Source organism: Meiothermus sp., assembly GCF_025060375.1.
Classification (GTDB): Bacteria; Deinococcota; Deinococci; order Deinococcales; family Thermaceae; genus Meiothermus.
Genome location: NZ_JANXCG010000038.1, coordinates 82726 through 108095 on the forward strand (window position 1 = coordinate 82726; position 25370 = coordinate 108095).

At 65.7% G+C, this 25370-nt stretch carries 27 protein-coding genes, 1 pseudogene and 1 riboswitch; of the genes and pseudogenes, 10 read left to right on the plus strand and 18 right to left on the minus strand.

Annotated elements, in window-relative coordinates; genetic code table 11:
* Nucleotide 1: 1 nt before the first annotated feature.
* The 4 genes from NZ849_RS04930 to ispD all read right to left on the minus strand — a co-directional run bounded on the left by NZ849_RS04930 (nucleotide 2) and on the right by ispD (nucleotide 4211).
* Nucleotides 2-1525, minus strand: a complete 1524-nt coding sequence (locus NZ849_RS04930; RefSeq protein WP_295387920.1) for an iron ABC transporter permease — start codon at nucleotides 1523-1525, stop codon at nucleotides 2-4.
* Nucleotides 1526-1534: 9 nt separating this feature from the next.
* Nucleotides 1535-2605: a thiamine ABC transporter substrate-binding protein gene (locus tag NZ849_RS04935; RefSeq protein WP_295387916.1), complete on the minus strand. Its 1071-nt coding sequence runs from the start codon at nucleotides 2603-2605 to the stop codon at nucleotides 1535-1537.
* 22 nt (nucleotides 2606-2627) lie between these two features.
* A riboswitch (TPP riboswitch) is annotated at nucleotides 2628-2724 on the minus strand.
* A gap of 36 nt (nucleotides 2725-2760) precedes the next feature.
* Complete coding sequence (locus tag NZ849_RS04940; protein ID WP_295387913.1) at nucleotides 2761-3588, minus strand: 4-(cytidine 5'-diphospho)-2-C-methyl-D-erythritol kinase; 828 nt, start codon at nucleotides 3586-3588, stop codon at nucleotides 2761-2763.
* Nucleotides 3576-4211 carry a 2-C-methyl-D-erythritol 4-phosphate cytidylyltransferase gene (gene ispD / locus NZ849_RS04945; RefSeq protein WP_295404886.1) on the minus strand — a complete coding sequence of 212 codons (636 nt, stop codon included), beginning with the start codon at nucleotides 4209-4211 and terminating at the stop codon, nucleotides 3576-3578. Before ispD ends, NZ849_RS04940 begins: the two co-directional genes overlap by 13 nt.
* Before the next feature lie 76 nt (nucleotides 4212-4287).
* On the opposite strand from ispD, the gene NZ849_RS04950 reads away from it, so the two are divergent.
* Complete coding sequence (locus tag NZ849_RS04950) at nucleotides 4288-5064, plus strand: undecaprenyl-diphosphate phosphatase (protein ID WP_295387911.1); 777 nt, start codon at nucleotides 4288-4290, stop codon at nucleotides 5062-5064.
* A gap of 7 nt (nucleotides 5065-5071) precedes the next feature.
* Here NZ849_RS04950 and NZ849_RS04955 read toward each other — a convergent pair whose 3' ends face one another.
* From NZ849_RS04955 to NZ849_RS04985, 7 genes are read right to left on the minus strand one after another with little or no spacing between them, the layout of a single operon-like run.
* Entirely contained in the window at nucleotides 5072-5659 is a 588-nt protein-coding gene (locus tag NZ849_RS04955; RefSeq protein ID WP_295387908.1) for a UbiX family flavin prenyltransferase, read from the minus strand.
* Nucleotides 5660-5708: 49 nt separating this feature from the next.
* The gene (locus NZ849_RS04960; RefSeq protein ID WP_295387905.1) at nucleotides 5709-7085 is read right to left on the minus strand and encodes a sodium:alanine symporter family protein; all 1377 of its coding nucleotides are present in this window, start codon (nucleotides 7083-7085) and stop codon (nucleotides 5709-5711) included.
* A gap of 24 nt (nucleotides 7086-7109) precedes the next feature.
* Nucleotides 7110-7895, minus strand: a complete 786-nt coding sequence (locus NZ849_RS04965; protein ID WP_295387903.1) for a DUF4388 domain-containing protein — start codon at nucleotides 7893-7895, stop codon at nucleotides 7110-7112.
* A 42-nt stretch (nucleotides 7896-7937) separates the two neighbouring features.
* A complete protein-coding gene (locus NZ849_RS04970; RefSeq protein WP_295404852.1) occupies nucleotides 7938-8996 on the minus strand; it encodes a 3-dehydroquinate synthase family protein in 1059 nt (352 codons plus the stop codon).
* Nucleotides 8977-9537: a shikimate kinase gene (locus NZ849_RS04975; RefSeq protein ID WP_295387897.1), complete on the minus strand. Its 561-nt coding sequence runs from the start codon at nucleotides 9535-9537 to the stop codon at nucleotides 8977-8979. Before NZ849_RS04975 ends, NZ849_RS04970 begins: the two co-directional genes overlap by 20 nt.
* Nucleotides 9538-9596: 59 nt before the next feature.
* Entirely contained in the window at nucleotides 9597-10748 is a 1152-nt protein-coding gene (gene aroC / locus NZ849_RS04980; protein WP_295387894.1) for a chorismate synthase, read from the minus strand.
* A 51-nt stretch (nucleotides 10749-10799) separates the two neighbouring features.
* On the minus strand, nucleotides 10800-11816 hold the full coding sequence (locus NZ849_RS04985; protein ID WP_295404856.1) for a homoserine dehydrogenase: 1017 nt from the start codon (nucleotides 11814-11816) through the stop codon (nucleotides 10800-10802).
* A 67-nt stretch (nucleotides 11817-11883) separates the two neighbouring features.
* On the opposite strand from NZ849_RS04985, the gene queG reads away from it, so the two are divergent.
* A complete protein-coding gene (gene queG / locus NZ849_RS04990; RefSeq protein ID WP_295404859.1) occupies nucleotides 11884-12981 on the plus strand; it encodes a tRNA epoxyqueuosine(34) reductase QueG in 1098 nt (365 codons plus the stop codon).
* On the opposite strand, the gene NZ849_RS04995 is transcribed toward queG, so the two are convergent.
* Complete coding sequence (locus NZ849_RS04995) at nucleotides 12964-13323, minus strand: helix-turn-helix domain-containing protein (RefSeq protein WP_295387885.1); 360 nt, start codon at nucleotides 13321-13323, stop codon at nucleotides 12964-12966. The two genes, queG and NZ849_RS04995, sit on opposite strands and share 18 nt — an antisense overlap.
* 117 nt (nucleotides 13324-13440) lie before the next feature.
* On the opposite strand from NZ849_RS04995, the gene NZ849_RS05000 reads away from it, so the two are divergent.
* The 3 genes from NZ849_RS05000 to NZ849_RS05010 are packed head-to-tail and all read left to right on the plus strand — an operon-like array spanning nucleotide 13441 to nucleotide 15543.
* Nucleotides 13441-13977, plus strand: coding sequence for a YceI family protein (locus tag NZ849_RS05000; protein WP_295404888.1), 537 nt, complete (start codon nucleotides 13441-13443; stop codon nucleotides 13975-13977).
* A gap of 8 nt (nucleotides 13978-13985) precedes the next feature.
* Nucleotides 13986-14939, plus strand: a complete 954-nt coding sequence (locus tag NZ849_RS05005; protein ID WP_295404861.1) for a ring-cleaving dioxygenase — start codon at nucleotides 13986-13988, stop codon at nucleotides 14937-14939.
* Nucleotides 14926-15543, plus strand: a complete 618-nt coding sequence (locus NZ849_RS05010; RefSeq protein ID WP_295404863.1) for an alpha/beta hydrolase — start codon at nucleotides 14926-14928, stop codon at nucleotides 15541-15543. Before NZ849_RS05005 ends, NZ849_RS05010 begins: the two co-directional genes overlap by 14 nt.
* Nucleotides 15544-15562: 19 nt before the next feature.
* On the opposite strand, the gene NZ849_RS05015 is transcribed toward NZ849_RS05010, so the two are convergent.
* Entirely contained in the window at nucleotides 15563-16189 is a 627-nt protein-coding gene (locus NZ849_RS05015) for a metallophosphoesterase (protein WP_295387877.1), read from the minus strand.
* A gap of 98 nt (nucleotides 16190-16287) precedes the next feature.
* Here NZ849_RS05015 and recN point away from each other — a divergent pair, with 98 nt between their 5' ends.
* Together recN and NZ849_RS05025 are read left to right on the plus strand one after the other, a co-directional pair.
* Nucleotides 16288-17865, plus strand: coding sequence for a DNA repair protein RecN (gene recN / locus NZ849_RS05020; protein WP_295387874.1), 1578 nt, complete (start codon nucleotides 16288-16290; stop codon nucleotides 17863-17865).
* An 80-nt stretch (nucleotides 17866-17945) separates the two neighbouring features.
* The gene (locus tag NZ849_RS05025) at nucleotides 17946-19277 is read left to right on the plus strand and encodes a diguanylate cyclase (RefSeq protein ID WP_295404867.1); all 1332 of its coding nucleotides are present in this window, start codon (nucleotides 17946-17948) and stop codon (nucleotides 19275-19277) included.
* On the opposite strand, the gene NZ849_RS05030 is transcribed toward NZ849_RS05025, so the two are convergent.
* From NZ849_RS05030 to NZ849_RS05045, 4 genes are all read right to left on the minus strand, one after another.
* On the minus strand, nucleotides 19254-19871 hold the full coding sequence (locus NZ849_RS05030; RefSeq protein WP_295387867.1) for a MarC family protein: 618 nt from the start codon (nucleotides 19869-19871) through the stop codon (nucleotides 19254-19256). The two genes, NZ849_RS05025 and NZ849_RS05030, sit on opposite strands and share 24 nt — an antisense overlap.
* Before the next feature lie 6 nt (nucleotides 19872-19877).
* Nucleotides 19878-20342 (minus strand): arginine repressor, encoded by a 465-nt coding sequence (gene argR, locus NZ849_RS05035; RefSeq protein ID WP_295387862.1) that lies wholly within the window; start codon nucleotides 20340-20342, stop codon nucleotides 19878-19880.
* 98 nt (nucleotides 20343-20440) lie between these two features.
* Nucleotides 20441-20749 carry a DNA-directed RNA polymerase subunit omega gene (gene rpoZ, locus NZ849_RS05040; protein ID WP_295387860.1) on the minus strand — a complete coding sequence of 103 codons (309 nt, stop codon included), beginning with the start codon at nucleotides 20747-20749 and terminating at the stop codon, nucleotides 20441-20443.
* A gap of 52 nt (nucleotides 20750-20801) precedes the next feature.
* Complete coding sequence (locus NZ849_RS05045) at nucleotides 20802-21848, minus strand: NADH:flavin oxidoreductase/NADH oxidase (RefSeq protein WP_295404870.1); 1047 nt, start codon at nucleotides 21846-21848, stop codon at nucleotides 20802-20804.
* Nucleotides 21849-22048: 200 nt separating this feature from the next.
* On the opposite strand from NZ849_RS05045, the gene NZ849_RS05050 reads away from it, so the two are divergent.
* From NZ849_RS05050 to NZ849_RS05060, 3 genes are all read left to right on the plus strand, one after another.
* Entirely contained in the window at nucleotides 22049-23194 is a 1146-nt protein-coding gene (locus NZ849_RS05050) for an acyl-CoA dehydrogenase family protein (protein ID WP_295387853.1), read from the plus strand.
* Between the two features lie 95 nt (nucleotides 23195-23289).
* Nucleotides 23290-24036, plus strand: a complete 747-nt coding sequence (locus NZ849_RS05055) for an electron transfer flavoprotein subunit beta/FixA family protein (RefSeq protein WP_295387850.1) — start codon at nucleotides 23290-23292, stop codon at nucleotides 24034-24036.
* A 22-nt stretch (nucleotides 24037-24058) separates the two neighbouring features.
* Complete coding sequence (locus NZ849_RS05060) at nucleotides 24059-24997, plus strand: electron transfer flavoprotein subunit alpha/FixB family protein (RefSeq protein WP_295404873.1); 939 nt, start codon at nucleotides 24059-24061, stop codon at nucleotides 24995-24997.
* Between the two features lie 46 nt (nucleotides 24998-25043).
* Here the strand turns inward: NZ849_RS05060 and NZ849_RS05065 are convergent.
* A pseudogene (locus tag NZ849_RS05065) lies at nucleotides 25044-25370 on the minus strand (PEGA domain-containing protein); the annotation flags it as partial.

Genomic DNA, 25370 nt, shown 5'->3' on the forward strand with positions numbered 1-25370 from the left:
GCTAGGTCCGTCTGGGGGGTTCACGCTGGAGTCCCAGGACCAGCACCGCGCAGAGGCCCATCAACACCACTGCCAGCACCATGGCCTCGTGAAAGGGGAGTGCTCCGGGGCGGCCCAGCCGCTCGTAGATGGCCAGGGACAGGGTGGTCCACTCTGGCCGCTGGAGGGTTAGGGTTGCCCCAAACTCCCCGAGCACCGCGGCCAGGGCTAGGGACAGCCCAGCGAGGGCTGAGGGCTGTACCAGGGGCCACTCCACGCGGACAAACCGCCGCCAAGGAGAGGCGCCGAGTACCCTTGCGGCCTCGAGCGTACCCCTGGGTAGCCCCTGGAGGGCAGGCAGCAGGCTGCGGGCCAGCAGGGGGTAGCTCATCAGGGCATAGGCCCCTATCAGCAGGAGCAGCGAGCCTCTTTGGCCAGGATAGGCCAGCAGGTAACCCAGGCCCACCGCCACCGGCGAAACCATCAGCGGCAGAAGCCCTAGCCCATCCATCCAACCAGCCCCCCTCCAAACCGCGTAGGCGTACAGAACCCCTAGGATGAGGATGGGGGGGAGGGCCAGTCCAGCAAAGGCCAGGGTATTTTGCAGGGCCAGCGTTCCTGGGGTGAACCCAGGGCTGGACCAGACCGAAAGCCAGGCCGAGGGGCGCTCAAAAGCCCGCCAGAGCAGGGCCAGCAGGGGGCTGTAGAGCAGCCCGAGCAGCAGGCTGACCCCAGCGCCCACCCCCCACGCCCGCCCTGGGGGGAGGGGCAACGGCTCTCCGGAGCCCTCTAGGCCGACGGAGAGACGGGCTTGCAGCCAGGTGTACCCGAGGATTACCACCAGGGTTACCCCGAGCTGCATCAAGACCAGGGCGCTGGCCTCCGGAAAGGCCAGGCGCTGGGCCAGGGCGTGGTAGGTGGCGACCTCGAGCGTGGCCCATTCAGCCCCGCCTAGAAGTAGCGGTACCCCGAAGCTGGTAAAGCAAAACAGGAAGACTAGGCTGCCCCCAGAGAGCAGCGCGGGGGCTAGGACGGGCACGCCCACCCGTAGGTAGGCCCGTAGGGGATGGGCTCCTAGGGTGCGGGCCGTGGTCAGCAGGAGGCTTATGCGGGGCAGGAGGGCTACCAGAGGGCGCAGCACCAGACCCAGGTTGTACAGCACGGCGGCCCAAAACAAAGCCCAAGGGGTGCCGTAGAGGTTCACGCCCAAAAGGCCTTGGGGTCCTACCAGCGCCAGAAAGCCCAGGGCTACCGTCAGGGTGGGCAACACCAGGGGCACGGTGGAGAAAGCCAACCAGAAGCCCCTCCCGGGAAATCGGTAACGGAAAAGGTAGGCCAGGGGAACCGCCAGCACGATGCAGAGCAGGGCTGAGCCTGCCCCGTAGGCCAGGCTCCAGGTGAGCCGGGAGAGGTAGTAGGGGTCGGTGAAGGCCGTTCCCAGGCCTTCGCCCAACCCCAGGGCCACGATCCGGCCCAGCGGATAGCCCAGGGCCAGGGCCAGAAAGAGCAGAACCGGGAGGGCCAGCCAGAGGACCGAAGGGCGCATGCTGGGCCTCTAGCGCCGGGCCCTGACCGCTTCGGCGCTCTGCCCCTGGATCACCACCTGGGTCCACTCGCGAATCCAGCGCTCGCGGTTTTGGGCAATTTGCTGGGGGGTGAGGCGGGCTGGCTGGGGGGGAATTTCTGCAAAGCGGAAGACCTCAGGCAGCCGGGCTTCGCGGTGAGCCGGGTAGACCCACATCTGGGTGGGGATGCTCTCCTGCACGGGCTTGGAAATGATCCAGTCCACAAAGCGCTGGGCAGCCCTCAGGTTGCGCGTGCCTTTCAGGATGCCCACATACTCTACCTGGAAGAAGGCGCTGCCGGGAAGGAAGAGGTTGGCGGTAGGCGGCTGGCTGGGCTTGGGCTTGGCCTCGCTGTAGTACAGCTCAGCGGCCGGGCTGGTGCTGTACGAAACCACCAGCGGCCGGTCGCCACCTGCACGGGTGAAGTGGGTGTAGTAGGCTTCGCTCCAGCCGCTTACCACCCGTACGCCGTTTTTGCGTAGCTCCTCCCAGAAGTCGAGGTAGCGCTGCTCGCCCAAGGTGGCCACCGTGGCCAGCAGGAAGGCTAGGCCGGGGGAGCTGGTGGCGGGGTTTTGCACCACCAGCAACCGGGCGAACTCCGGGGTGGCTAGCTCGAGCAAGCTTTGGGGTAGCGGGCGGTTTTGGAACGGGGCGCGGTCGTAGTTGAGGGCTACGTAGCCGAAGTCTACCGGTGTGGCCCGGAAGGTTTGGTCAATGAGGAGTTCAGGGCGGAGGCCGGCGAGCCCTGCAGAGCGGTAGGGCTGCAGGATATCGGCCTGCAGTGCGCGGGAGAGCAGGGTGTTGTCGAAGCCATATATCACATCGGCGATGGGGGCTCCTCTGCTTAGGATGGCCTTATTTAGCATCTCCCCGGCATCGCCACCCTTGAGGAAGCGGAGCCTAATTCGGCTTTCACGCTCAAACTGCGCCACCAAGCTCTTCTCCAAGTTGAAGCTGTCGTGGCCCAAAACGGTAAGGGTGGTCTGCTGGGCTTGTACGTAGAAGAGATTGGCCAGCGCGAACAGAAGGCCAAAGGCCAGGTTCCGGTTGCTGGGGTGCATAAAAATCCCTCCGTGTCATCGGGAGGGTTTGCTGTCATGCTCCCTACGGCGGTACTAACCGCATCAGGTTCAAAGGGTCTCTCTCAGCCTGGGCGTCCCAGGCACCCCCGATGACGCCCGAATGGTACGCCTTTGGTATGCGGTCTGCCTAGGCCCTAGCTCACGGTCTGGGTAGCCGCAACCCAGAAGCCGGGGTGCTGCAGGCGCAGCCTTTGCGCGATGGACTGGGCCTGGTCCTCGTCTTCGGCCAGACCAAAGAGGGTGGAACCCGAGCCGGAAAGCAACACGCCCCTTAGCCCGGCGCGGTAGAGAGCCCGTTTGAGGGCTTCCAGGAATGGGTAGAGGCGAAACACGGGCCCCTCGAGGCTGTTCCAGTAGGGAGGCTCCTCCCCCGAACGGAGGGCCTCCAGCAGGGTTGCGGTGTCCAGCTCTTCCCGCCAGTCGGAGGGGGTGAGGTTGCGGTAGGCCTCGGCTGCCGAGATGGCTATTCCCGGGTTGACCAGCACCAGATGGGCTTTGAGCGGGGGCAAGGGGGTAAGGCGCTCGCCCACCCCCCGTCCTTCCGCCAGCCCCCCCAGCAGGAAGAAGGGCACATCGGCCCCCAGCCTCAGGGCGAGGGGGAAGAGGTCCAGGCCGCAGGGGTAGAGCCGGGCCAGCGCCCTAAGGGTGGCCGCTGCGTCGGAGGAACCCCCGCCCAGGCCAGCGGCCACGGGGAGATGTTTTTCCAGCACTATCCGTACTCCCCCGGGCCAGCCGGCCGCCTCCAGGTAAGCCAACGCGGCCTTGTAGACCAGGTTTTCAGCGGGCGCTGGAAGCTTTGCTCCCCGCGTCTCCAGCTCTACCCCTTTGGGCAGGGGTTCCACGGAAAGCCGGTCGGCTACCCCTACGGTCGCGAAGAGGGTGTGCAGCTCGTGGTAGCCGTCGTTTCTGCGCCGCAGGATCGAGAGCCCGAGGTTGACCTTGGCCGGGGCTAGCAGCTCCATACCCTTGCCATCCCTTCAGCTAGGAGCAGGTCCTCGGGGTAGGTGACCTTGAACATCCGGCGGTCACCCTCTACCAGTGCCACTGGGTGGCCCATGGCCTGCACGAGCTGGGCGTCGTCGGTGTACTCGCGGCCTTCCGCACGGGCCCGCAGGTGGGCTTGCCAGAGCAGCTCCCGGTTGAAGCCTTGGGGGGTCTGTACCAACCGGTAGTGCTCCCGGGGTATGGTCGCCCCATACCGGCCCGCCTCCTCCTGTACCAGGGTGTCCGGAACGGGCACCGCCAGGGCGGCGGCCCCGGTTTTCTGCACCGCTTCCATGAGCCGCCGCACCGCCTCAGGTACCACAAAAGGGCGGGCCACGTCGTGAACCAGCACCAAAGAGCAGCTGGCCGCTTGCAGAAGGTTGAATACGCTCTGCTGTCGGGTGGGTCCTCCAGGCACGGTTTTTGCAGGGAGAGCCAGCTCTGCGCCAGGGGGCAGGGCCACCACAACCTCGTCGGCCCAGGCAAAGGCCTCCAGGGCCCACTCCAGGAGGGACTTCCCCCCTACCCGCAGGAACGCCTTGGGCCCCTGGCCGATTCGCGTTCCTAGGCCGGCGGCAGGAAGCAGCACCGAGACCTTCACGGCTGGCATGGTACCCTACCGGTGCAGGGGAAGGTCAAATCTCCACCTGGCTCCAATCGCGTGGTATCCTCGGCCCGTGACGGTTTTTGAGGCGCTCATCTTAGGCGTTTTGGAAGGGCTTACCGAGTTTTTGCCCATCTCGTCCACCGGACACCTGACCCTAGCCGCCCACCTCCTTGGCTTGGACATCCAGAACGACCCCTTTATCAAGAGCTTTGTGGTGGTGATTCAGCTTGGGGCCATCCTGGCGGTGCTGACCCTTTACTTTCGCCGCTTTTTGCGCGATCTGGAGGTTTGGAAGCGTGTGCTCCTGGCCTTTATCCCCACCGGCGTGCTGGGTTTCCTGTTTGCAGATGTGATTGAGCGCGTTTTTTTGGGCAACGACCTGGTTGTGGTGGTGAACCTCGTAGGGGTGGGGGTTCTTTTGCTGCTCGTGGACCGCAGTTTGGAGCGGCGCAAGCGCTACGAGGATGTGAACCAGATGCCCCCCTTAAAGTCGGTGTTGGTGGGGCTTGCACAGGCCCTGGCGATGATGCCAGGGGTCTCCCGCAGCGGGGCCACCATCGTGGGGGGGATGGCGCTGGGGATGTCCCGCAGGGCCGCTGCGGAGTTCTCCTTTATCCTGGCCGTGCCCACCATGCTCTCGGCTACCGGGTTTTCCCTGTTGCGCCACCTGGAGGAGTTTCGGACCGATGGTTGGGCACTCCTGGCGGTGGGCTTTCTGGCAGCCTTTTTTACGGCCTTGCTCACCGTCCGCTGGCTGCTTTCCTTTGTGAGCCAGAGCAGCTTTGTGCCCTTTGCGATTTACCGCATCCTCGTGGGGGTGGTCTATGGGGTCTTCTTCCTGCGCTAGGGGGGCCTCAGTCCAGCTCGAGCTCTACCCTCTCCCCCCAGCGGGGCGCCCGCTCGTACTCCAGGCCGAACAGGTCCAGGATGCGCTGGGTAACGAAGGCCAGCAGGTCGTCAATCGTCCGGGGTTTGTGGTAGAACCCCGGTGCCGCGGGGAGGATGGTGGCCCCGGCTTGGGCAGCTTTTAGCATCGCCTCGAGGCTCGGCAAAGGGAGTGGGGCCTCCCTGGGGACCAGCACCAGCGGGCGCCGCTCCTTCAGGGTTACATAGGCCGCGCGGGTGAGCAGGTTGTCGGCCAGACCGTGGGCCACCTTGGCCAGGGTGGTCGCGCTGCACGGCACCACCACCATGCCCATGGTGCGGAAGCTGCCGGAGGCGATGGGTGCACCCAGATCGCTGCTGCGGTGCACCTTGTGGGCCAGGGTTTCCACTACCTGTAGGCCCTCCTCGGCCTCCTCGGCCAGCACCCGCTTGGCCCCCTGGGTCATAACCAGGTGAACCTCCAACCCTGGCACACGCCGCAGGGTACGCAAGAGATCGAGCGCGTAAGGCATGCCCGATGCGCCAGAGAGGCCTACCACCAGGCGTTTTGGCGTCATGGGCTTAGTTTACCGATCGGATTCCCCCGAGAAAGGGGCATAGGGGCAATTAGTCTTCCTGGGGGGGCTGCCAGGGTAGCCCCTGGAAGAACTCCCTGACCAATCGACCCACCAGGCCGCCCAGGGCCAGCAAGGCGATCAGGTTGGGAATGGCCATGAGGCCGTTCAGGGTATCGGCCACGGCGGTCAGGGTGGCCAGGCCCCCCAGGGGCCCCACGAAGGCGAAGGCCACAAAGGTCAGGCGGTAGGGCCAGCGCACCCCCTCGCCGAAGAGGTAGGCGGCGCCCTCCTCACCATAAAAGCCCCAGGAGGCCATGGTTCCCAGGGCGAACACGGCCAGCATCAAGGCCAGCAGGGGTACGCCGAGCGGATGCTCGGCGAAGAGGTGGCGGATGGCCTCTACCCGGTCCCCCCCAAAAAAACGCTCCCAGAGGCCACTGGCAATGAAGGTCAGCGCTGTAAGGGTCGTTACGAACAGGCTTACCAGCATCTCGGTAAGGCCCCAGAAGCCCTGCCGCACGGGGTGGTCCACCTGGGCCTGGGCGTGGGCGATGGCCGCGGAGCCTAACCCAGCTTCGTTGGCGAAGATGCCGCGCCCTACTCCTGCCTTCAGAATCTCGGTGAGGCCGATGGCGATGGCAGCCCCGGTGGCGCCGCTGGCTGCAGCCTGAAAACTCAGGGCCGAGGAGAAGATTAAGGCAAGGGCGGCGGGAACCTGACCGATGTGGAGGACCAGAAGGGGGAGTGCCCCCAGCAGGAAGAGGGCCAGCTTGATGGGGACGATCAGCTGGGCAAACCAGGCCACTCGGCGGATGCCCCCGCCTAGGAGCACGCCTATCAGAAGGGCCAGCAGAAGCCCGGTAATGGCTGGGGGGACGCCGAACTCCTGTAGAAGGGCATTGCCCACCGCTCCAGCCTGGGCCAGATTCCCGATGCCGAAGGCCGCCGCAGCGGTAAAAAACGCAAAAAGGGCGGCCAGCCAGGCCATCCTTCCACCCAGCCCATAGCGGATGTAGAGCATCGGCCCGCCCATCACCGAGCCGTCGGTGTACTGACGGCGAAAGTGCACCGCCAGCACCGCCTCAGCGAACTTGGTGGCCATGCCCACCAGATAGGCCACCCACATCCAGAGGACTGCGCCAGGGCCTCCCAGCAGCACGGCCCCCACCATGCCCACCAGGTGGCCGGTGCCCACCGTGGCTGACAGCGCCACCATGGCTGCCTGAAAAGGGGTGATCTGGCCGCCGAAGCTCAGCGAGCGCTCACGGATGGCCCCCAGGGTTTCCCTTAGGGCCACCCCTAGGCGGCTGAACTGGATGAAGCCTGTCCGTAGGGATAGGTAGAGGCCTACCAGGATGAAGACCAGCATCATTCCTGGACCATAGACGGCCTGGTTGATGGGTTCGTTGAGGGCGAGTAGGTCCATGGCGACTCCTTGCAGGTCTTTGGCTTAGGTTTGGGGCTCCGGCCAGGCTTCCACCCATACCCCCCGGCTGAGCTGGAGACGGCGCAGGTCGGTTTCGAAGAGGCCCAGCCGGCCTTGCATGTGTGGGCGGGCTTCTGGGTGCAGGCTGGCCTCGAGCCGATGGGTGCGCACCCGCACCCGAAAGGGGCCCGGCACCAAGGCCTGCCAGCGCTCAAAGAGCTCCTCGTCCACCACCGCCACCCCCTCCCCCTTTCCATACAAGGAGAGTACCACCAGGGTCTCGGGGCTGATCCCTGGCTGCGGCTGAACCCCCAGGAAGCCCAGCTTGAGCAGCTTGGCGAGCACCTGGGCGGCTTCGAGAGGGGGGGGATGGCCCATCAGTACCTGGGCAATGCGTTTTCCCTCGGCCTGAGCCAGCACGCGAAGCTCCAGCGGGCTGAGCTGGACCCGGGGTTGGGATGAACCGCCCCGCAGGGTCAGGCCCCAGTCCTCGGGCAGCCGGATTTCCCTCCAGGCCTCGAACTGGTGCAGGATCAGCTGGTGGGTGCTGAGGCTGGGCTCAATGCTCTGGCTGGGAGCTGGCCGGTTGGCCTCAAAGCGGAAGGGGGCCGCGGGAACCCCGATGAGCAACTCCGTGGCCTCCAGGCCCTTTAGGGGCCCGGCTTCGGCGTGCACCAGGTAGCCGTTTTGCAGGTAGATGGCCCCCAAGAATAGGGGGTGTTGGATGAAGAGGGCCCCGCCCCGGGTGGCCCCCATCAGAACTTCCAGCAGCCGCAACAGGGGGAACTCGGCCAGGTTTCCGCTCAGCATGGGTCAGCCTCCCCAGGGATGCTCGGCCTACGGCGTACACCGCTATTCTAAGGGAGGGCCCTCGGTTGGGCGGTCCTCGAGGCCAGCCAGGCTCAGCAGCTCCGCGTAGCAGCGGAGCAGAATCTCTTCGGGGACCGGCCGTACCTCGAGCCAGCCCAGCCCCATGGGTACCACCCAGCGCAGGGTATGGCCTTGTTTCTTTTTGTCCCTAGACAGGAAGGGGGAGAGCGCCTCCCAGGGCAGACGGGGCATAGGGGGGGGCTCGAGCCAGTCCAGGAGCCGCTTCACGGTGGGCACCAGGTCGGCCCCGCCCAAGGCCTGCCCCAGCAGCGCAGCAAAGAGGAGCCCATAGGCCACCGCCGTGCCGTGGGAGAGTGCCCCCTGGGTGGCCCCTTCCAGGGCGTGGGCCAGGGTGTGCCCCAGGTTTAGCTTGCGCCGTTCGCCCTGCTCGGTGGGGTCGGCTTCCACAACCCCAATCTTGACCTCTACGGCCCGCGCTAGGTAGTCCTCCAGGCCTGCCCAGTCGGGCTTCAGCGGCTCTACCTGCAAGAGCGCCTGGTCCCCTCGGATGAGGCCGTGCTTGAAGGCCTCCACCAGCCCCTCCTTGAAGAGGGGAGGGGGCAGGGTGGCCAGGGCCTCCAGGTCGGCGTAGACCCCTTTGGGCGCGTGAAAGGCCCCCACCAGGTTTTTGCCCTCAGGCAGGTTGAGGCCGGTCTTGTTGCCCACCGCGGCGTCCACAATAGCCAGGGTGGTGGTGGGCAGGCTTATGTAGGCAATTCCCCTCAGGTAGGTGGCAGCCACAAAGCCCCCCAGGTCGGTCAGGCTGCCTCCGCCCACGATGTAGAGCGTGGTGTCTCGGGGCAGAGCGTTTTGTGCCAGCCAGGAGAGCACCCGACCGTAGACCGAAAGGCGTTTGGCCCCCTCGCCGCCCCGCAGCCCCAGGGTGTGGCGTATGCCTAGCCGGTGGGCGAGCCTTCGCGCGTAGGAGGAAGCTGCCCGGTCGTAGAGCAGGGCCTTGGGCCCGGGAGGGGCGGGTACCTCGAGGCTTCGGCCAATCTGGACAGGATAGGGGACGGGGTATCTAACCTCTAGGCTGCGCATAGTCCCAAAGCCGCTTTATGATTTCGTCCACCACCTCGGGAATCCGCCGGCCATCGGTGGAGACGTGTAGGGGGGCCTGCCGGTAGAGGCCCTCGCGTTCGGCCATGAGCTGGCAGATGCGCTGAAGGGGGTCCGGGCCCCTTAGAAGGGGGCGCTCGCCGGGGCGACGGCGCACCCGCTCGAAGATGGTCTCTGGGCTGGCCCAAAGGGCCACCACCGGCCCTCGAGCCAAGAGCCGGGCACGGTTTTCTGGGTTCACGAAGGTGCCCCCACCCAGGGAGAGGACCAGGTAGTCCTTCTGGGTGAGCTCCTCCACCGCTGCAGCCTCGAGCTGGCGGAAGGTAGGCTCGCCCAGGTGCCGGAAGATGTCGGCCACCGAGAGACCCATCTGCCGCTCTATGTAGCGGTCAAGGTCGATGAAGTGCAGCACGAGCGAACGGGCCAGTTCTCGCCCGATGCGGCTCTTGCCCACCCCCATGAACCCGGTCAGGGCCACCCAGGTGGTAGGGCGTTCTATTTGGATCACGGGCCGTTCGCTCATGGGGTCTTTGAGGGTACCAGGTTACACCGGGGGGCAGCCTCTTCCAAGCTGGGCCTGGTTCAGTAGGCCTGCACCCGTTGCTTGTAGCGCTCCACCCGCTCCACCAGCTCCTCTAGGGTATCCCCACCGAATTTTTCCAGATAGGCCTGGGCCAGCACGATGCCCACCAGGGCCTCCAGAATCACGCTGGCCGCTGGTACTGCGGTCACGTCGGAGCGCTCGCGGGCGGCGTCGGCGGGCTGATGGGTAACCACGTCCACCGTGGGCAGGGGCTTCATCAGGGTGGCGATGGGCTTTAGTGCGGCCCGCACCACCAGCTCCTCTCCGGTGCTCATCCCGGCCTCGGTGCCGCCGGCGCGGTTGGTCCTGCGGTAGTAGCCCCGGCCCTCTTCCCAGTAGATGGCGTCGTGGACCTCCGAGCCTGGCTTCATGGCGTTGGCAAAGGCCGGGCCTATCTCCACGCCCTTGACGGCGGGGATGCTCAGAACCATCTGAGCGATGCGCCCATCCAGCTTGCGGTCCCAGTGGGCGTGCGAGCCCAGGCCCACCACCAGCCCCCGGAAACGGGCCTCGACGATGCCCCCCAGCGTATCGCCTGCGGCCTTGGCCTCGTCGACCCGGCGGATGACCTCGGCCTCGGCCTGGGGGTCGGCCATCCGCACGGGGCTCTGCTCAATGCGCTCCTTCAGGCTCCAGTCAAAGGGCACTCGGCTCCATACCCCGGCCATCCCATCCACGAAGGAGGCGCTTTCCACCCCGAAGAAGGAGAGGAGCTTGTGGGCAATCGCCCCAATGGCGACCCGCATAGCGGTTTCGCGGGCCGAGGCCCGCTCCAGAACGTCCCGCAGGTCCTTATGGCCGTACTTAATGCCCCCTGAGAGGTCGGCGTGGCCGGGCCTGGCCGCGGTAAGGGCCTTTTTGCGCGGCTCGTTGCCAGGGGCCGGGTCCATGATCTCCACCCAGTTGCGGTGGTCGCTGTTCTTGATGACCAGCGTCAGCGGGGCTCCGGTGGTGCGCCCAGCCCGTACCCCGCTCAGAAACTCCACCGTGTCCGTCTCAATCACCATCCGCCGCCCGCGCCCATAGCCCCCCTGGCGCTTTCTGAGCCATGGGTTGATGTCCTCCACGGTGAGGGGGAGCTGGCTGGGCAGGCCTTCTACAATGCCGGTGAGTTGAGGCCCGTGGGACTCTCCAGCGGTCAAAAAACGCATGAACAGAATCTAGCACAACTGGGGGTGGGGCCCAAGGAGCTGGGCCAGGGGCTAGGCCTCCTCGAGCCGCTCCACCTCGAGCCCTGAGGCTGGAACGGCCCGGGGGATGGGCAGGTGGCCCGGGGCTCCAGAGAGCCAGCGGTAAAGGTCGTCCATCACCGCGCTGGCCGTGACCGCGCCGCCTGCCCCTGCCCCGGCAAAGTAGAGGGTGCCGATGGGCTCGCCCCGATACATCAGGGCATTGCGCCCGCTGCCCAGAAGAACTAAGGGGTGCTCTAAGGGCAGCCGCACTGGCCGTACCGCGGCCACCCAGCTCCCCCCTTCCGGGTAGAGGCTGGCCACCAGCCGGATGGCCTGGCCAGACCGTCGGGCCTCGGCCAGCGCCTCGGGGGTCAGGTGCTCGATGCCGCGGGTGCGCTGCAGCACCTGGCTCCACTCGAGGGCCGGGTCTGCCGTGAGCCGGCCCAACACGCATATTTTGTGGGCGGCGTCAATACCCCCCACATCCAGCCTGGGGTCGGCCTCCAGGTAGCCCAGCTGCCTGGCCTCTTCAAGGGCCTTCTGGTAGCCCGCTCCCTCCTCCATCCGGCGGATGAGGTAGCTGCAGGTGCCGTTTACGATTCCGTGCAACTCCTGGGTCCGGTTGCCCCACAGGCTTTGCAGAGCCCCCAGCACGGGGGTTCCGGCCATCACGCTGGCCTCGTAGTAGAGCTGGCCCCCTTCGGCGTAGGGACGCAGCTCGCCCCAGCGCTCGGCCAGGAGGGCCTTGTTGGCGGTGATCACCGGCAGGCCCCTCGAGAGGGCCTCCAGAACCAGGTCGCCAACCCTACCGGTACCCCCGGCCACCTCCACCAGGACCTCCACGCCCTCCAGAAATCCCTTGGGGTCGGTGGTGAGCAAGTGGGAAGGGATTGCAGGGCGGCTTCTTTGGGCGTCGCGTACCAGCACCCGGGCCAGCTCGAGCCGCACCCCGAGGGCCGCCAGGCGGTCTTGGTGCTGGGATAGAAGCCCTACCCAGGCCTGCCCCACAGTACCCGCTCCCAAAAGCGCAACGCGAACCGTTTTCATGGGCTAAGCCTACCAGATGTGGGTCCTACCCTTGCGCCCTCCTGGTCCGGTCGCCAAAATCTCAGCTGTGGATCCGCTGGCTGTCCTCAGCCAAGCCGCTCAGGAACGGGGCTTTCTCACCGCCTGGGCGGGTCTTGGGTTGCCCGAGGCGGTCCAGAGCCGCTACCAGGCCTGGCTGACCCAGGGCCACCAGGCTGGGATGCGCTACCTCTTGGAGCAGGCCCCTGCCCGCCTGGAGCCCACGCGTCGGTTTGGGTGGGCCAGGAGTGTGCTGGTGCTGGCTGCGCCCCACGCCTACCCTCCGCCCCCCCGCCCCCCTGGGGGCCTCCGCTTGGGCCGGGTGGCCCGCTACGCCTGGGTGCGGGACTACCACCTTCTCCTCAGGCCCCACCTGGAGGCGCTGCAGGCCCTGGCCCACCGCCTGGGCCTGGAGGCCCGGGCCTATGTGGACACCGGCCCCCTTTCCGAGCGGAGCTATGCGGTCAAGGGTGGGCTGGGCTGGGTGGGGAAGAGCGCCATGCTGCTCAGGATGGGTGAGGGCAGCTATCTGACCCTGGCGGTCCTCCTGACCAGCGCTCCTCCACCCCCCGAGCCCCCGCCCTACCCCAACCGCTGCGGGAGCTGCACCCGTTGCCTGAGGGGCTGCCCCACCGGGGCCCTGCTGGGGGACGGGACCCTGGACGCCCGGCGCTGCATTAGCTACTGGACGATTGAGCACCGCGGAATCATACCCCTTCGGCTGTGGGAGGGTTTGGGGGACTGGCTTTTTGGCTGCGACATCTGCCAGGAGGTCTGCCCCTGGAACCGCAAGGCACGGGCTTTCTGGGCGGGCTTTTCCCCGGAAGCCGAGCTGGCCTACCCCAACCTGCTGGACTTTTTCGAGCTGTCCTCCAAGGCCTTTGAGCGAAGGTACGCTCGAACCGCCTTTCTGCGGCCGGGCCGTACCCGCATGGCCCGCAATGCCTTGGTGGTGCTCTCCAACCTTTCCCACCCCGAGCTCCTCCCTCTGGCCCTCAAGGCTGCTCAGGACGTGAACCCCGTGGTTCGGGCCACCGCGGCCCAGGCCCTGGCCCGGCTGGGGGAGGGTGCCCTCCTAGAGAGGTTCTTCCAGGACCCCGACCCTGCGGTGGCCCGGGTGGCTCGAGGCTTAAGGGAGGCCCTCTGAGGGCTTGGGTAGGTAGGCCCGGCTCCAGCGGTCTATGGCCTCTATGACCTCCTGTAGGGCCTGTCCTGCTTGGGTCAGGGCATAGCTGGTCCGGGGGGGCATGGTGGAGTGGATGGTTTTGGAGATGATCCCTAGATGCTCAAGCTTTTCCAAGCGCTGGGCTAAGGTAGCTGGGTTGCAGCCACCCACTGCGCGGGAGAGCTCGTTGAAGCCCCGGGGGCCCTGCAGCAGGCTGCGGATGATGTGCAGCGTCCACTTTTCCTGCAGGATGTTAATGGCTTCGTATACCGGGCAGAAGCTGTGGTCGGCCTCGGTGGTCGCTTGAACGGGGTGCCTGGGCATCCTGATCCAAGTGTACCATGGCGCTTTCTCTATTCAAATGCTTGACTTCAGATATTACTATGAAATATGATGCGCTTGCCCGACCGCCTGGACTGCGGCGGGGCAGGGAGGAACCGGATGCGCTGGAACTTGGACAGCAGCCACACCAACGTAGCTTTTGCAGTGAAGCACATGGGCCTTTTCACCGTGCGGGGGCAGTTTAAGAGGGCTACCGGTACGGTGATTACCGACGAGAAAGGGGCGCCCGAGCGGGTGGAGGCCACCATTGAGGCCGCCAGCATCGAGACGGGAGAGGCCCAGCGGGACGCCCACCTTCGCTCAGGGGATTTTTTGGATGTGCAAAACTACCCTGAAATCCGCTTTGTAAGCCAGAAGGTGGAGGCCCTGGGTGAGGGGCGTTACCGGATCCTGGGCGACCTGACCATCCGCGGGGTGACGCGGGAGGTGGCCCTCGAGGCCGAGGTAAGCCCGCCGGTAAAGGATCCTTGGGGTAATACCCGCATTGGGGCCAGCGCCAGCGGGAGGCTCAACCGCAAGGACTTTGGCCTGACCTGGAACCAGGTGCTGGAGTTTGGGGCCCTGCTGGTGGGGGAGGAGGTCCGCTTCACTGTGGACGTAGAGGCGGTGGCGGCTTCCGAGCCCGCGGCGGTCTAGGAGCAGGGATGCGACCCGTTCTCGGTCTACACCACATCACGGCCATTGCTGGGAGCGCCCAGGGCAACCTGGACTTCTACGCTGGGGTGCTGGGGCTGCGCTTGGTCAAGCGGAGCGTGAACCAGGACGACCCGGGCACCTACCACCTGTTCTATGCCGACGCGGAGGGTCGCCCGGGTACCGACCTGACCTTCTTTCCCTGGGAGCACCTAGCCCCGGGCCGTAAGGGCGTTGGGCTCACGGTGGAGGTACAGCTCGCCGTTCCCCAGGGCAGCCTGGCCTACTGGGAGAACCGCTTGGGGCGCTACGGGGTGCCCCTGGGTGCTCCTGAGGTGCGCTTTGGGGAGAGGGCCTTGCCCTTTCGCGATCCCGATGGCCTCGAGCTGGCCCTAGTGGAGACGGCTCCCCGTCCGTTCAGCCCCTGGGAGAAGGGTGGGGTGCCTGAGAAGCACCAGATTATGGGCCTGCACGGGGCGCGCGTCTGGGAGCAGGCCTTGGGGCCAACAGAGCGCTTTTTGGACTCCCTAGGCTTTTCCTACGTAGGGCACCAGGACGGGTGGCGCCGCTACGCCCTGGCCCCGGGGGGTTCGGGGGGCTTTTTGGACATCAAGGAGCTGCCCCAGGCCCCCCGGGGCCGCTGGGGGGTGGGCAGCGTCCACCACCTGGCCTGGCGCGTGGAGGACCTGGAGCACCAGATGGAGGTGCGCCGGATGGTGCTGTCCCAGGGCATCCCCGCTACCCGCTCAATTGACCGTTTCTGGTTCCGTTCGGTCTACTTCAGTGAACCTGGAGGGGTAGTTTTTGAGCTGGCCACCGACGGCCCCGGCTTTGCCGTGGACGAAGACCCCGCCCACCTGGGGGAGCGGTTGGTGCTCCCCCCCTGGCTCGAGCCCAGGCGGGCCCAGATCGAGGCGGGCCTACCCCCGCTCGAGCTACCCCAGCCTCGCCATGAGCGGGTTTAGCTACATCCACCGCTTTGAGCCGGGCCCTCGGGCCTGCACCCTGCTTTTGCTCCACGGCACCGGTGGAAACGAAGACGACCTGGTGCCCCTGGCCCGAAGCCTCGCTCCAGGCGTACCCTTGCTCTCCCCTAGGGGCAGGGTGCTGGAGAACGGGGCTCCTCGTTTCTTCCGCCGCTTGGCCCCTGGGGTCTTTGACGAGGAAGACCTGAAGGCCCAGGCCGCCGAACTGGCCGGCTTTGTCCGGGAGGCTTGCCGCCGCTATGGGCAGGAGGGCCGACCGGTCTATGCGCTGGGCTACTCCAACGGGGCCAATATGGCCGCGGCCTTGCTGCTGCTACACCCTGACCTGTTGGAGGGAGCCCTGTTGCTTCGGCCTGTTCTCCCTTTGCAGCCTTGCCCCTTGCCGGACCTGTCGGGCAGGGTGGTCTATGTGGCTGCCGGCAACCAGGACCCCTGGGCGCCGCGGGAGCGGGTGGAGGCCTTGCTGGACTGCCTGGAACGGGCCGGAGCGCAGGTCGAGGTCACCTGGTGGCCAGCTGGGCACGCCCTAGAGGCTGCTGAACTGGCTGCTGCCCAGGCCTGGCTGGCCCGCAACCTGCCCTGAGCTTTTGGCCCCCGTGACCTCACAGCTCGATCAGGGCGTAGGCGAAGGCGTTGACCACCCGCACCCCCTCCGGGCTCAGGTACTCCCGTTGGGGCTGCGCTTCGTAGAGGTGCACATGTCCGTGTACGTGCAGCCTGGGGCGGTAGAGGCGGTGGAAAAGACCCAGGGCGCGGCTGCCTCGGTGGGCGAAGTCGGCGCCAGCGTGGGGGCCTGGAGGAGGGGCGTGGCTGAGCAGGATGTCCACACCATGCCCTCGAGCCAGCCGGCGAGGCATGAGTAGAGGGAACCAGGACAGAAAGCGGCCCTGCGCCTCCGCTTCGCTGTACTGGCCCATATCGCGCTGATTGTAGCGGGGACAGCCACCCCAGCCGGCGACCCTAAGCCCAGCCACCTCCACAATCCGCCCGTGGGCTGCAATGGCCCCCCCGGGTGGGGTGAGGTGGCCCAGGTAGTCCTGCACGTACTCCTCTTTGTGGTTGCCGTGGACGTAGACCACCGGCACGCGCACCTTGGTGGCTACAAACTCTATGTAGCTGCCCGGCAGGTCGCCGGCGATGAGCACCAGGTCAAAGGGGGGCAGGTTGCCGGGAAAGCGCTCCTGGTAGATGAAGGGGTGAATTTGGTCAGAAAGGGCCAGAATCCGCACGGATGTGGGTTCCTTTTTCTTCCAAATTTACACCGTCGGGTCCAGATCTCGGCCGCGTTCTGTTCTTGGCAGACCCCTGTGGTACCCTGGGGCTGGCTATGCTGGAAAGCCTCGAGGTGCAGAACTTGGCGGTGCTGGAGCGGGTATCCCTGGAGCTGGGGCCGGGCCTCACCGCGCTCACCGGGGAGACCGGGGCGGGTAAAAGCCTGTTGGTGGACGCTTTGCTGCTGCTCCTGGGGGAGAGGGCCGAGGGGTTGCTGCGCCCGGGGGCGGATACCCTTTTGGTCACGGCTTTTTTCAATGGAAAGAGCCTTTCCCGAAGATTTTCGGGGGGGCGCAGCCTGGCCCGCATAGAGGGCGAGGTGGTCAGCCTGAGGGAGCTGGCCGAGGAGGCCAGCCGGTACTTGGCGGTGCACGCCCAGCACGCGGCTTTGGCCCTGGTGGGCCGCAGGGCCCAGCGCAGCCTGCTGGACACGCGGGTTGAGCCCGGGTTGCTGGAGCGCTACCGCCAGACCTACGCCCACTACCAGGCCCTTCAGGAGGAGGTGGCCAGGCTCGAGGCCGCGGCCCGCGAGCGGGAGCGTAGGGTGGATGTTCTGCGCTTCCAGATTCGGGAGATTGAGCAAGCCCAGCTCGTCCCCGGTGAGGTTGAGCGGCTGCAGCAGGAGGCCGAGCGGCTGCGCCATCTGGAGACCCTAAGGGCGCGGGTGTCGGCGGCTGTTGTGGCCTTGAGCGGGGAAGGCGACGCGCTGGGGCTGGTGGCGCAGGCCCTTCGGGAAGTGCGGGCAGCCGGCCGGCACGACCCTCACCTGGAGTCCCTAGGGCGCGACCTCGAGGGGGCCTTGGATGGCCTCAGGGCGGTGAGCCGGGAGCTGGAGGATTATCTGGAGGGCCTGGAGGCCGACCCTGGGCGGCTGGAGGAGGTGGAGGCCCGACTGGCCTTGATTGAGCGGCTGGAGCGCAAATACGGCGAGGGGATTCCGGGCATCCTCGGGTTTGCCGAGGCGGCAAAGCGTGAGCTGGAGAGCCTCGAGGGGGCCGAGGAGCGCCTGTTGGGCCTCCGGGCCCAGGCGGAGCAGGCCTGGCGAGACCTCCACCTGCTGGGAAGGCAGCTCTCAGAGGCCCGAGCGGAGGTGGCGGGCTGGCTTTCTGAGGCCGCCACGCAGGAGATCCGGGCCCTGGGCATGCCCGCGGCCCGCTTCCGGGTGGCCCTCTTTCCCCTGGAGAGCCCAGGGCCCGACGGCCTGGAGGATGTGCAGTTTCTCTTTTCTGCCAACCCTGACCTGCCCGAAGTGCCCCTGGAGAAGGCCGCCTCAGGGGGGGAGCTTTCCCGGGTGATGCTGGCGCTGGCCCTTCTTACCGGGGCTGAGGCCGAGACGGTGGTTTTTGACGAGGTGGACGCCGGGGTTGGGGGAGAGGCGGCTTGGCGGGTGGCTGAAAGGCTGGCCCGCCTTGCCGAGGGCCGCCAGGTGCTGGTGGTCACCCACCTGCCGCAGATTGCCGCACGGGCCCAGGCCCATTACCGAGTGGTCAAGGAGGGGGGGGCGGTGCGGGTGGAGCGGGTAGAGGGGGAGGAGCGGGTGCGGGAGCTGGCTCGCATGCTCTCGGGTAGCTACTCGGAAGCGGCCCTGGAGCATGCCCGGGAGCTGCTCGCGGCCGCAAGAAAGACCGCTTGAAGCTCGCTTCTTACCGGTCTGGGCAGCGGTTGCGGTAGAAGCAAGGGGTGCATACACTAGGGGCAAACTTTGTAATTTTTATGGACACGCCCGGTGTGGTAATTGAACCCGAGACCCTGGCCTGGTTGGATGCACTTCCAGAGGCGGCGGTATGGCTGAACCCGGAGGGGTGCATCGGTTGGTGCAACGCGGCCGCCAGATCCCTTCTAGGCGCCCAGCTCCTGGGTAAGCCTCTGCAGGACTGGTTCCAGCCTGCCTCGGCGCACCAGGGGCCGGCGTGGTGGCAGGGCGGTTCAGAGGGTTTGCTGGGCCTTCCGGGCAAGCGTTGGCGCTGGTTCAGGCCGAGCCAGGCCCCTTACAAGGGCGGCTGGCTTTGCATCTTGCACGAGGTAACCCAGGAGCACACCCAGGCCCTGGCCTACGCCTCCTCCCTCGAGGTGCTCGCCGGCCTTCTCACCCAGGAGGAAAAACCCGAGCGCCTGTTCCAAAGAATCCTGGAGGCTGCGGTAAAGGTGGTGCCCGGTGCTGAGGCGGGTAGCCTTACCCTGCTGGAGAATGGTGCCTTCCGCTACGTGGCCCAGATTGGCTTTGACCCAGGGCTGACCCAGCACTCGGTGAGCTACCAAGATGAGCTGCGCTGGTATGGGCTGGGGGAGGAGGCCTGGCTGCTTGGTAAGCCCCGCTTGCTGGTGGCGCCAGAGCTTCAGGAGCGCTCGGGGATGACCGCAACCCCTGGCTCGGAGGTCTTCCAAAAGGCCGGGAAAATAGAGCACCTAAAGGCCACCATTACTGTTCCCGTGGTGCTTCAGGGTAAGGTGATGGGTACCTTGAACCTGGACGCCTTCACCTCCACAGAGGCCTTCCCAAGGGAGAGCCTGGCCATCGCCCAGACCTTTGCCTTGCAGGCTGCCACGGTGCTCTATGGGCTGCTCTCCCGGCGCTACCTCGCTGAGCTGGCCCTTCAGGACCCTCTTACTGGCCTTGGCAACCGCCGGGCCCTGGAGGAAAGCTTCCTCCGGGTCAAGGCCCAGGCGGAGCGGCTGAGCCTCCCGCTTACCCTTATCTACTGGGACATGGATGGCCTGAAGCGGATTAACGACCGGTACGGCCACGCCGCGGGGGACCAGGCCCTCAAAATACTGGCGACGGCCCTGAACAGCGTGTTGCGCAAGGAGGACCAGGCTTTTCGCATCGGGGGGGACGAGTTTGTAAGCCTGCACCTGGGGTTGCCCCTGGAGGAGGCTCCGGAGGTGGTTGAGCGGGTGCGGGCCGAACTCCACGTGGAGGTCAGCGCGGGGGCGGTTCGGGTCTCCGCCCTGATGGACCTGGCCACCGCCCTCAGCCAAGGCGATGCGGCCATGTACGCCGACAAGCGCCGGGCGCGCCGTTCAGCGGTTGAGGAGGGTTTTTAGCCCATCGGCCACGTACTGAACCGCCAGGGCGGCCAGCAGAATTCCCAGAACCCGGGTAATCACGTTGATTCCCGTACGCCCGAGGGAGTTGGCAAACTTGAGCGCGGCCCGGAGGGCCCAGTAGGTGATGAAGAGCACCGCTGCCGCCATCAGGAGCACCAGCCCGAACCCCCAGGCTCCGCCCGGGGCTGTCCCGGTCAGTATGAGCACCGCCGCTAGGGTGCCGGGCCCAGCGATCAGGGGGATGGCCAGGGGGAAGACCGATATGTCCGAGCGGGCCTGGGATTCCGCGTGCTCCTCGGTGGTTTCGCGCTCGAGCCGGGCATAGACCATGTCCAGGGCGATTCGGAAAAGGAGTATGCCCCCAGCCACCTTGAGTGCGGCCAGGCTGATGCCCAGGTGGTGCAGGACCGCGTTGCCCACCAGCGCGAAGCTCAAGACCAGGAGTCCTGCGATCAGGGTAGCCCGCAGCGCGATGCTCTTCTGCTCGGTGTAGTTGCGGGTGCCTACCAGGGCCAGGAAGAGGGGAATAAGGCCGATAGGGTCTATCAGCACGAAAAAGGTCAGGAAGGCCTTCAGAGCGAATTCAATCATGGGGGACTAGCCCGAGGCCATCAGGGCCTCGAATTCTTCCTGTAGGGCCTGGGCCTGCTCTTTTGAGCGAGCCACCACTAGAATAGCGTCTTCTCCGGCCAAAGTGCCCACAATATCGTCCCGGCGAAGCCGGTCAATCAGGAGGGCGATGCCCGAGGCGTGGCCTTCTGAGACCTTGAGTACCAGAATGTTCTCCCCTCGGTCTACGTCGTGAACGAAGCTGGGAAAGATACGGCGGAGTTCCTCCTTGGCGTGTTCGGCCATCTCCATGCCCGCAAGCACGTACTTGTGCTTTCCGCCGCCCAAAGGTAGGCGCACCAGCCGCATCTCGTTGATGTCGCGGCTTACGGTGGCCTGCGTGACCTTGAAGTTCATCTGACGGAGCCGCTCCACCAGCTCGGCCTGGGTGGATATGGTTTCCCGACTGATGATTTCCTGGATGGCCCGTTGCCGCTGTTCCTTGCTCGCCATGATGGGGTTGGCCTCCGAGCGATTATACGCTGAATACCGGCGCCTTTAGGCATAAAAATGCAGGCCGACCTCTGCCGACCCGCCTTGGGAAGGCCCCTTTAGTCTGCCGACTCGCTCGCTTCGCGAGGGTACATCTGGTCGAGCAGGCGGGTCAGCCGGTCTTCGGGGAGCAGGTTTTCGCCAATCTTCAGCCGGCCAGTGAGGAGTTCCTTCATGGCCCAGGTAACCGGGTTGGGGTCCGGCTTGTCGCCTTCCAGGGTGTGCATGCGGGGCTGTTCTTGGGGTTCTAAGACGGTGTTCTTGAATTCGTAGCGAAGAAGTTGCTGAGCCCGCTTAGCGGTTACCACCGTGAGGCGGTACTTGGAGTCGGTCAGGAAGAGGAGCCTGTCAATGCCGGGTTCTGCCACGTTCTACCTCCACAACCAGCCCCACATTCTACACCTGAAGAGAACCCATGGTCTAGAAAGCGCGCTCGTACTGGGGAGGCCAGGCTTTGAAGCCCAGGGCCTGACCGGCCCGGTAGGGCCAATAGGGTTCCCGAAGCAACGCCCGCCCCAGGAGAATCAGGTCAGCCTGGCCCTGCTGTAGGATTGCTTCGGCCTGGAAAGGCTCGGTGATGAGGCCCACCGCCCCTGTGGCCAGGCCCGTAACCTTACGCACCTCCGCGGCGAAGGGCACCTGGTATCCGGGGGCTAGGGGAATCCTCACACCGGGAATGGCCCCACCCGAGGAGCAGTCCAGCAGGTCCACGCCCCGCCGCCGAAGAGCTTCTGCCAGGACTATGGTGTCCTCCAGGCTCCACCCGTCCTCCACCCAGTCCACTGCCGAGACCCGCACCAGAAGGGGCAGTTCAGCGGGCCAGACCTCCCGCACTGCTTCGGCGACCTGCAGGGGAAAGCGCATGCGGCCTTCGCGGCTGCCCCCATACTGGTCCTTGCGGTGGTTGGTCAGGGGGGATAGAAAGGAGTGCAGCAGGTAGCCGTGGGCCATGTGGATCTCCAGCACCTCAAAGCCCGCCAATAGGGCGCGCTTGGCGGCCTGCTGAAAGGCCCAGCGCACCTCCTCGAGGCCTGCCGGATCCAACGCCTGGGGCACGGGCCATCCCTCCGCAAAGGCCAATGGGCTGGGGGCCACCGGTGTCCATTGGTGCAGTGGCCTTCCCCCCTTCCACGGGGGCAAGACGCCCGCCTTGCGTCCGGCGTGGGCGATTTGGATGCCCGCAACGGCCCCCGCCGACTTGATGCGCCGGGCTAGCTCCGTCAGCCCCGGTAGGTGGTCGTCCGACCAGATGCCCAGGTCCTCTGGGCTGATGACCCCCCGGGCTTCCACCGCGGTGGCCTCCACGAGGATGAGCCCGGCCCCGCCAACTGCTCGGGTGGGGTAGTGGACTAGATGCCATTCGGTTGCACGGCCCCCCTCAGCCGAGTACTGGCACATAGGGGACATAGCGATGCGGTTTTTGAGGGTGATGGAGCGCAGCCTAAGCGGGCTAAAGAGCAGGCTCATAGCGCGGATTCTACGCGCTGAGAGCGGTTTGTTTGTGGAGCCCCATACACAGCGTTTTTCTGCCCCTACCCCCGTGATACGATGGACACGCTGGGGAGAAAAAAGTTATACTGAGTATAAGAAATGTCGCCGAGGGAGGTGAGGGAGAGCCGATAGCCAGTAGCCGAAGGTCAATCAGCTATACGCTATCCGCATCGTTTATGCCCGTGGATTTCAGCCTGACCGAAGAGCAGAGGCAGCTGCAGAAGCTGGCCCGCCGCTTTGCCAGGGAGCAGATAGCCCCCATTGCCGCTGAGTACGATGCCAGGGAGGAGGTGCCCTGGCAGGTGGTGGAAAGGCTTCATGAGGTGGGGCTGCTCAACGCCATCGTCCCCGAGGAGTATGGGGGAATGGGTTTGGGCATGCTCGAGGAGGTCATCATCGGCGAGGAACTGGCCTGGGGCTGTATGGGTATCTACACCATCGCCATGGCCTCTGACCTGGGCATAACCCCCCTTCTGCTGGCCGGAACGCAGGCACAGAAGGCGCGGTTTTTGCGAAAGGTTACCCAGAAGCCAGCGCTGGCGGCTTTTGCGCTTTCTGAGCCGGGGAACGGCTCCGATGCGGCGGCCCTTCGCACACGGGCTGTGCGCGAGGGTGACTACTATGTGCTGAACGGCACCAAGACCTGGATTTCTAATGGAGGGGAGGCCGAGTGGGTGGTGGTCTTCGCCACGGTCAACCCTGAGGCCCGCCACAGGGGCGTGGTCGCTCTTGTGGTGGAGAAGGGTACTCCAGGGTTCACCGCCCACAAACTTCACGGCAAGATGGGCCAGCGGGCCAGCGGTACCTACGAGCTGGTTTTTGAGGATTGCCGGGTTCCAGCCGAGAACCTTTTAGGTCAGGAAGGCGATGGCTTTAAGATTGCCATGCGCACGCTGGACAAAACCCGGATTCCGGTTGCGGCAGGCAGCGTGGGGGTAGCCCGACGGGCTCTGGAGGAGGCCACCCGCTATGCCAAGGAGCGAGAAGCCTTCGGTAAGCCCATCGCTCAGTTTCAGGCCATCCAGTTCAAGCTGGCCGAGATGCTCATGGGGATTGAGACGGCTCGAGCCTACACCTACTATGCGGCTTGGTTGGTGGATACCGGGCAACCCCACAGCCACGCCGCGGCCATTGCCAAAGCCTACGCCTCGGAGATGGCCTTTTCGGTAGCCAACCAGGCCATACAGATACACGGCGGGTACGGCTATATGCGTGAATACCCGGTGGAAAAGCTCCTGCGCGATGTGAAGCTCAACCAGATTTACGAGGGCACCAACGAGATTCAGCGGCTTATCATCGCGCGCCATATATTGGGACAGTAGGGGTCTTTTTGGCTCATGGGTGAAGTGGTGGGTCGCTTTGCAGCCCCCACAGCATAGCCCACGGTTGTGGGCTCTTGGATGCGAGGAGGAAACGCATGAAATTTCTAGCAGTCATAAGGCAGGTACCCGACGGCGAGTCCCGGCTCAGGATTGAGGGGGGCAAGGTAGACCTTTCCAGTGTCACGATGATCCTCGACCAGATGGATGAGTGGGCGGTGGAGGAGGTTATCCGCCTGCAGGAAAAGCACGGCGGGGAGAGCGTGGTGGTGGCTTTGGGCCCTGAGCGCTTTGAGGATGCCCTGCGCACCGCTTTGGCCATGGGCATAGATCGGGCCATTCATCTGGTGGCGGAGGGCTACCTGGACCCCATTACCCAGGCTGAGGCCCTAGCCGAGGTGGTTCGGGCTGAGGCCCCCACGCTGGTCTTCACGGGAGGGCAGCAGGCCGACTGGGATGCCCAGGCCCTGGGGCCGGCCTTGGCTGAAGCGCTTGGTTGGCCGGTGGTGAGCTGGACCACCCAGGTCGAGCTGGAGGGTGAAACCCATGCCAAGGCCAGACACGACCTGGATGAGGGTGCCGAAGTGGTGCGGGTACCCCTGCCTGCGGTTTTCACCAGCCAGCAGGGTCTGAATGAGCCCCGCTACCCCACCCTGCCCGGCATCATGAAGGCCAAGCGCAAGGAGCTGAAAAAGGTGCCCGTAAGCCTGCAAAGCCGGGTGGAGATTTTGGAGCAAGCCATCCAGGAGCGCGCCCGGCTCAACCGGATGATAGACGGAAAAGACCCGGCGGCTGCGGCCCATGAGCTAGTGCGGTTGTTGCGTGAAGAGGCGAAGGTAATTTAACCCTCATCTGGAGGTTTCGAGGATGATCCTTGTGGTTTTGGAACACGATGGTCAGCGCCTGCGCAAGGGTGCTTTGGAAGCGATTGGCCGGGCTCGGCAGCTTGGCAGCCTAGGGCCCATTGCGGGGGTGGTCATTGGTGAGAACGCTCAGGCTGTGGCCCAGGAGGCCGCCCGCTATCTACCGGTGGTCTACGCGGCTGAGGTGGGGCCCTACACAGCAGAGAAATGGGCTGAGGCTGCCTACGCCGCGGTGGAGAGGAGCGGGGCTAAGGTGGTGGTGGCTACCGGGGGCCGCCAGAGCCGCACCTGGACAGCCCGGCTGGCCTACAAGATGAGGGCCGGGCTTCTGGAGGACACCCTGGAGACCAGCACCGATGGCCAGCACATCATCGGCACCCGCTACAGCTACCTCAACCGGGTTACCGAGCGGCAGAAGGCTCCCTTGCCGGTGGTCTTTACCGCCAAGCCCAACACCACCCCTCCGGTCGAACCCGAGGGCAACGGCACGGTGGAGCTCCTCGAGGTGAACCTTCCAGGTGGGGTGGAGGTGCTCGAGCGCCTGAGCGAGCAGAAAAAGGGTGTTTCGCTCACCGAGGCCACCGTGGTGGTCACGGGCGGGCGGGGCCTTGGGAGCCCCGAGGCCTTCGCAGGGGTGGAGGAGCTGGCGGGTATGCTGGGTGGGGCGGTCGGGGCAACCCGCGCGGTGGTGGACGCCGGCTGGCGCCCCTACAGCGAGCAGGTGGGCCAGACGGGCAAAACCGTGCAGCCCAACCTCTACCTGGCCCTGGCGGTTTCGGGCGCGGTGCAGCACCAGGCCGGGATGAACAAGAGCAAGTTTATTGCTGCCGTGAACAAAGACCCCGAGGCCCCCATCTTCAAGATTGCCGACTACGGCATTGTGGGGGATGTGCACCAAGTGCTGCCCGCGCTGATTGAGGCGGTGAAGAGATTGAAGGACTAGAGGGGCGGGCCCCCAGTGCGGCCTTAAGCGCACCGGGGGTTTCCCGTCAGATACGGCAGTCGTAGAGCACCACCTGCCCGCGGGCAATCAGGCGCCCGAGGGTGCCAATCTCCCAGGTGTAGGTGGCGTTGGCGTAGACCAGGGTGGGGCCGGTGCGCACCAGCGGGAGCACGTGGAAGGCCCCATCGTAGAAGATGCGCACCTGGTTGCTCAGGTAACTGACCACCAGGGTACCGCCCTGGCAGGTGTAGGTGACCGTTCCCGAGGGCACTGGCTGGACCGGTTGCACCGGCTGAACGGGTTGGACGGGCTGAACAGGTTGGACGGGCTGGACCGGCGGGGGTGGTGGGAGGGTGGCCACCAGGTTGACGCT